Here is a 6037-nt window from a genome sequence, read left to right on the forward strand (position 1 = left end):
TATATTTTTGAATTTGACCTTATCTTCAATGAGGGCGTGTGTTCCTATTAGAATATCTAAGGTTCCGTCTTCCAGTCTCTTGGTGTATGATACGGCGTTCTTTGGCGGAGGTAGACCCGGTCAACAGTTTGATGTTGCAGATATCATTACCCAAGAGTTCTTTGAGGCCGTTATAATGCTGGGTAGCAAGAATTTCAGTCGGTGCCATCATGCAGGCCTGATAGCCATTGTCTACGGCCAGCAGCATACTCATCAAGGCGACGACAGTTTTGCCGGAACCGACATCTCCCTGCACGAGGCGGTTCATCTGTGCTCCCGTATTGGTGTCGTGTCTTATTTCCTTGATTACTCGTTTTTGTGCACTGGTCAGAGGAAAAGGAAGGCGTGTTTGGTAGAAGGTGTTGAACTTCTCGCCGACCTTATCAAAGCGGTGTCCTTTAAACTTTTGGGTGTTGAGCTGCTTGTTACGAAGAAGCTTCAGCTGTATGAAGAAAAGTTCTTCAAACTTCAAGCGTTTGAGAGCTCCATTAAGCTCCTCCGTATTCTGCGGAAAATGTATGGATAGCATGGCCTTAGGATACGGCATCAGGTTGTACTTCTCAACCAGATAGGCGGGCAGTGTTTCCTGCAGTGAAGAATATACGGACTCTAGAGCAGTCTGCTGTAGACGTTGTATCCCTTTGGTGTCGAGATTGAATTTTTTCAGCTTTTCGGTAGAAGAATATACAGGCTGCATAGTCAGGTTGCCCAGCTTCTTTTCCTGAGCGTTAAAGAGCTCCATTTCGGGATGAGACATGGAGATCTGTCCGTTGAATAGGGAGGGTTTGCCGTAGATGATGTATGCTGCTCCTACCTTAAGGCTTTTCTTAAGCCAGCTTATACTTTGAAACCACACCAGCTCCATGGTTCCTGTTTCGTCTCTGAAGAGGCCTACAAGGCGTTTAGATTTCTTCTCACCGGCTTCTTGTAGTTGAACAAGACGTCCCAATACTTGGGCGCCCACAAGATCGGGATGTAGCTGCCGTATTTTATAGAATTTGGTGCGGTCTATATAACGAAACGGATAGTATTGCAATAAATCTCCAATAGTGAATATCTGTAACTCTTTTTTGAGTACATCGGCCTTCTGAGGCCCTACACCTTTGAGGTATTCTATAGGAGTTATTAACGAAATATCAGCCATCTCTCTTGCAGCTAATTTACAAAAAATAGATGTGCTTCGCAGCATAAAGCTTACAGCTGCTGCAAATAGTTTCGTATTAGTACAAGCTAAAAAGGCCATTCCTGAAGGAATGGCCCGTACCAACTCAGTGAGTACATTAGGGAATTTAGTTTAGATTATTAATCTGGTTAATCAAGTTTTCTTTTGAGGTAAGCGCTAATTCGTTTTCGCTGATGTTGAAGATAGCATTTGGTGCTATGGTGACTTTTTTTGATGGCGTAGACTATAGATCCATTGCTTTCGGAAGTGAAAATGATATGTACATTTTTTCCGACAGGCAAGAAGCCATAATGTTCAGTGAAGAAATGTTCTTGTGAATCGTAAATGTCTAACCTAGCCAGTAAGTTTCGTTCGTTTTCGTAAGAAAGGTAAACGGCAGAATTGGTGTGGTTATAGGCGGCAGGTACGGTAACCTTTATCTGAGCTTTAGGATCAGGCTCTCCGGCAAATCTATCCACGTTGGTCCATCCAAATTCATTAGACCAGATGTCGTAAGTCGCATAGTCCGAATTTGGGGTTATGCCAGCACGCTTACCTTGGTTTCCTTCACCTGTAACTTCCTCCCATGTCAAGTCACCTTCTTCGTCGATGTTTCCGAACCAAAGTTTCATGTCACTATCCAACCCTCCGGTTAAGCCGGCAGGAATATTTACATAGAAAGGACATCCAGCTCTAAGTTTTTGATTGTTTTTGTATACTTCGATATTGAATTGACCTCCAGTAATTAAAGGCAGCAAGTCCCCATTTTCATTTTTGCCCATTAAAGGTTTGTTGGTGATAACCATATTGCCTCGATCATACATCTCGACAAAAGAGAGCGTAACCTCTCCTGTTACAAGAGTATTGTTATTGTCGAGCAGACAGTTTGCAGGGACTTTGATTTTAGTTCCTTTATCTGTTGTAAATTCTAAACCTTCTTCCGCTTTAAATTCCTTTTTTGATGGAGATATCTTCTAAAGCTTTTTGTCGGATATGGTTAAATCCTATCGATGACGGGTTTGCCAATTGAGATATGACCTCTGTTTCGTTCTTACAAGAGAACAATGATATTGTAGCACTAAGAGCTAATGCGATAAGAGTACAGTTAAATTTCGTTTTCATAATATTTGATTTTAATATGTTCAACCATCTGATTTACCATTATATCAACAGGCTGAAAGTTTTGTTACCGGGGAAAACGAAATTTTTTGAAAATTTTTCGAGGGCTAAAAACAATAGCGGTATCTTCTTTGGAAGACACCGCTATTGGAAATTTAAGGTTGTCATTTGTTAAGCTTTCCAGGCAATGACGGAAATTTCGATATTTACGTTTTTTGGAAGGGTTTTTACAGCCACACATTCGCGTGCCGGTTGATTAGCGGTAAAGTATTGCGCATAGATTTCGTTTACTTTGCCAAAATAATCCATGTCACTTAGGAAGATTGAAGCTTTGACGACATCTTCCAAACCGTATCCTGCTTCTTCGAGAATAGCTTGGATATTTTTGAATACTTGGTGGGTTTCATCTTCGATTCCTGAAGTCACCAATTCCATGGTTTCGGGGATTAAAGGAATCTGACCGGAAACATATAACGTTTTGTCGGCTTTTACCGCTTGATTGTAAGGGCCTATGGCTGCTGGCGCCTTTGAGGTGTTGATAATTATTTTCTGTGACATATCTCTTTTTGTGTATAAATATTTATAATTTCCAAGATTAAAAGACCTCGAGGAAGGTTGTTAGGCGGACAACGGGCGATTATTAGAAGTTGTTGTCCGGAAGACTAAGTTACAATGCCTTTATGGCAATTACAAGGTACGTTTTAAATATAACTGAATAATGAAAAGGAACAATAGCGCTGATCAATGGTATTATTTATTCTGAATATGACATTTTTCGTGATAAAGCCTTGTTGATTTCCGGCCCTACCATTCGGGGTATTGTGGATATTTCTGATATACCGGATGGCTACGAGCAGGCAGATGTAGGAGGAAGTCATATCTGTCCCGGGCTTATAGATCTTCAGATTTATGGCAGTGGAGAGGAGCTGTTTTCCGCGGAGCTTACGGTAGACTCATTACATAAAATAGAATGTCATTTGTTAGAACAAGGATGCACCTCTTTTTATCTTACTTTGGCAACAAATACGTTGGAAGTGTTTAGGAGAGCTATGGCTGTTTTTGAGGAAGCTGCGCCGAAGGTAGCTATGGGGCTGCATCTGGAAGGACCTTTCCTTAATGCGGCTAAGCGGGGCGCCCATCCTCAGGAGCTTATCGTTGAGCCCCAAGTGTCTGTCTTGGAAGAACTTTTTGCTGAGCATGGTGATGCTGTGAAGATGATGACTATTGCGCCGGAGAATGTAAGTGAGGCTTGTGTTCGTTTTCTCCTAGAGCGTGGCGTTCTGTTGAGTGCCGGGCATTCTAATGCTACACGGGAAGAGGCAATGGCTGCCTTCGATACAGGAGTTAGAGCGGTGACGCACCTATGGAATGCGATGTCTCCTTTGCATCACCGTAACGTAGGGGTTCCGGGGGCCACTTTTCTACATCCTTCAGTATGCGCTTCCATCATTGTGGACGGTATACATGTGGATTTTGAGGCGGTAAAGCTTAGCAAGCTGCTGCTGCGGGAGCGGCTTTTTTTGATAACAGATGCGGTGGCCTCATGCAATAAAGGAATTTATAAACACGTGCTTAATGGTGATCATTATGTGTTGCCTGATGGTACGCTTTCCGGGTCTGCCCTTACCCTGCTTAAAGCCGTGGAAAACTGTGTCAGTAGGGTAGGCATAGCGCTTGATGAAGCGTTGCGCATGGCCACTCTCTATCCCGCAGATCTAATTGGACGTAAAGATATAGGTCGCCTTGCGGAAGGAACTGTGGCTAACGTTTTAGTGTTCTCTTCTACATTTGAGGTGGAATCTGTTTATTTTATGGGGGAAAAGATAAGGTAATAAGTATATTCCGGTATATTTAGCATTTATCTTGGAGAAAATAAAAGTATATACCTTAGTTTTGTAACCTATGAAAATACAAGTTATATCCGTTTGGGCAGCGAGCTTATTGTTGGCTTTGTCTATGTCCTGTAAATCAAGTAAACCGAAACCTAATCCGACGACCTCTGCGGTGACGACTGAAGTTTCAGCTACACAGCCTACAGAAGTTAGCGTTCCTGCAGTTCCTCTGGAAAATACAAAGAAGGACACGGCAGTTAATACAGCTACTTCAAAAGCCACTGCCGAAGTTAAAAAGGAGAAGATAAGACTGGATTTGCCTGTCGTTCCGCGTGAATTTCGTGCGGCATGGGTGGCTACAGTTGCCAATATTAACTGGCCGTCAAAGCGTAACTTGACAACGGAGCAGCAAAAGCAGGAAGCCATAGCTCTTTTGGATCTGTTGAAAAATCATAATTTCAATGCGGTGATATTTCAGGTAAGGCCGTCGGCAGATGCTTTGTATGAAAGCTCTTACGAACCTTGGTCTTACTTTTTGACCGGAGAGATCGGCAAGCGGCCAGAGCCGTATTACGATCCTTTGGCCTTTTGGGTAGAAGAAGCACACAAAAGAGGGTTGGAGCTGCATGTTTGGCTGAATCCTTACCGTGCTCATCATACCAACGGAGGAGAGGTGACAGAAAAATCCATGGCTAAGAAAGCGGCAGACTACGTCGTACGCCTTAAAAATGGAATGTACTGGTTTGATCCTGCCGACCCTAGGACGCAAGATCATGCCTCTCGTGTAGTAAATGACATCGTGAAACGCTACGATATCGATGGCGTACATTTCGATGATTATTTTTATCCATATGCGAGCTACAATGGTGGCGATTTCCCGGATCACAAGACATGGAAAAGCTATAAAGACAATGGTGGTACCTTAAGCCGTGCAGACTGGAGAAGACACAATGTCAATATCTTTATCGAGCGTATTTACAAAGAAATTAAAGCAGAAAAGCCTTTCGTGAAATTCGGTCTTAGCCCTTTCGGTATTTGGAAGCCGGGCTATCCTGCGGGGGTTACGGGGTCGTTCGCAGTATGACGAGCTGTATGCAGATGCTAAGTTATGGCTTAATGAAGGGTGGGTAGACTATTTCACACCACAGCTTTATTGGCCTATCGAGCCACCACAACAAAGTTTCGTCTCTCTACTTAAATGGTGGGAGTCCGAAAATACGATACAAGAGACATCTGTGGCCTGGGTTGAATACCGTAGCAGTGAAAGCGGCACACAGACCTACAGAGATTCTTAATCAGATTACCGCAACGCGTGAGATTGTGCCTAACAGCCCTGGGCAGGTACATTGGAGTATTGCAGGATTGACCAAAAGCCCGGAGATGCTTTCTTCACTAGTTCAAGGACCATATAAGAAAAAAGCTTTGGTACCTCGCTCTCCGTGGTTGCCGGCAAATCCGCTGCTCAGCCCTACCTTATTATTGACTGTAGAGGGAAATAATGCGCATGCAAAATGGTTGCACAAGCAGCCCGACCAAATCCGGCATTATGTATTATACTACCGTTACGGAAAGGAGTGGCAAATAGAAATTTTGGATAGTAATATTACAGCAAGAGAACTTGCCCTATACAAAGATGGAGAAAAGCTGAATGCGGTAGCCGTAAAGGCGGTGGATAGGTTGGGCAATGAGAGTGACTACGACGCAAAGCTGAATTAATAATAAAAATATTAATAAATAGAAGGCCGGAACAATTGTTTCGGCCTTTTTATTTATAGACAAAAACCTTTCAGTTTTTACATTCTCTACTGGTATTGTGGTAATGCATCATAAATTAGAATTACTTATGCGTTGTTTTTTCAATTTTTTTAAAAAAAATATGAAAAAC

The 6037-nt window shown here is 42.8% G+C and carries 8 protein-coding genes; 4 read left to right on the top strand and 4 right to left on the bottom strand.

Annotation, left to right across the window (positions count from 1 at the left end; translation table 11 throughout):
* Nucleotides 1-25 precede the first annotated feature (25 nt).
* From SD31_RS12365 to SD31_RS12380, 4 genes are all read right to left on the bottom strand, one after another.
* A complete protein-coding gene (locus SD31_RS12365) occupies nucleotides 26-1183 on the bottom strand; it encodes a DEAD/DEAH box helicase (protein ID WP_316929874.1) in 1158 nt (385 codons plus the stop codon).
* Between the two features lie 167 nt (nucleotides 1184-1350).
* On the bottom strand, nucleotides 1351-2025 hold the full coding sequence (locus tag SD31_RS12375; protein WP_052259031.1) for a hypothetical protein: 675 nt from the start codon (nucleotides 2023-2025) through the stop codon (nucleotides 1351-1353).
* 121 nt (nucleotides 2026-2146) lie between these two features.
* Nucleotides 2147-2323, bottom strand: coding sequence for a hypothetical protein (locus SD31_RS17570; protein WP_197053695.1), 177 nt, complete (start codon nucleotides 2321-2323; stop codon nucleotides 2147-2149).
* Nucleotides 2324-2491: 168 nt separating this feature from the next.
* The gene (locus SD31_RS12380; protein ID WP_039054369.1) at nucleotides 2492-2878 is read right to left on the bottom strand and encodes a RidA family protein; all 387 of its coding nucleotides are present in this window, start codon (nucleotides 2876-2878) and stop codon (nucleotides 2492-2494) included.
* 182 nt (nucleotides 2879-3060) lie between these two features.
* On the opposite strand from SD31_RS12380, the gene nagA reads away from it, so the two are divergent.
* From nagA to SD31_RS19375, 4 genes are all read left to right on the top strand, one after another.
* A complete protein-coding gene (gene nagA / locus SD31_RS12385; protein WP_262506629.1) occupies nucleotides 3061-4152 on the top strand; it encodes an N-acetylglucosamine-6-phosphate deacetylase in 1092 nt (363 codons plus the stop codon).
* A gap of 70 nt (nucleotides 4153-4222) precedes the next feature.
* The gene (locus SD31_RS12390; RefSeq protein ID WP_262506628.1) at nucleotides 4223-5236 is read left to right on the top strand and encodes a glycoside hydrolase family 10 protein; all 1014 of its coding nucleotides are present in this window, start codon (nucleotides 4223-4225) and stop codon (nucleotides 5234-5236) included.
* Nucleotides 5237-5240: 4 nt separating this feature from the next.
* Nucleotides 5241-5447: a hypothetical protein gene (locus SD31_RS20300; RefSeq protein WP_262506630.1), complete on the top strand. Its 207-nt coding sequence runs from the start codon at nucleotides 5241-5243 to the stop codon at nucleotides 5445-5447.
* Nucleotides 5398-5868 carry a hypothetical protein gene (locus tag SD31_RS19375; protein WP_231561570.1) on the top strand — a complete coding sequence of 157 codons (471 nt, stop codon included), beginning with the start codon at nucleotides 5398-5400 and terminating at the stop codon, nucleotides 5866-5868. Before SD31_RS20300 ends, SD31_RS19375 begins: the two co-directional genes overlap by 50 nt.
* The last annotated feature ends 169 nt before the right edge of the window (nucleotides 5869-6037 follow it).

The organism is Sphingobacterium sp. T2, from assembly GCF_000814685.1.
GTDB classification, from domain to species: Bacteria; Bacteroidota; Bacteroidia; order Sphingobacteriales; family Sphingobacteriaceae; genus Sphingobacterium; species Sphingobacterium thermophilum.

Coding starts and splice junctions, on each gene's coding strand:
- SD31_RS17570 (WP_197053695.1), bottom strand. CDS start 2,323: ATGAAAACGAAATTTAACTGTACTCTTATCGCATTAGCTCTTAGTGCT.
- SD31_RS12375 (WP_052259031.1), bottom strand. CDS start 2,025: ATGTATGATCGAGGCAATATGGTTATCACCAACAAACCTTTAATGGGC.
- SD31_RS12390 (WP_262506628.1), top strand. CDS start 4,223: ATGAAAATACAAGTTATATCCGTTTGGGCAGCGAGCTTATTGTTGGCT.
- SD31_RS12380 (WP_039054369.1), bottom strand. CDS start 2,878: ATGTCACAGAAAATAATTATCAACACCTCAAAGGCGCCAGCAGCCATA.
- SD31_RS12365 (WP_316929874.1), bottom strand. CDS start 1,183: ATGGCTGATATTTCGTTAATAACTCCTATAGAATACCTCAAAGGTGTA.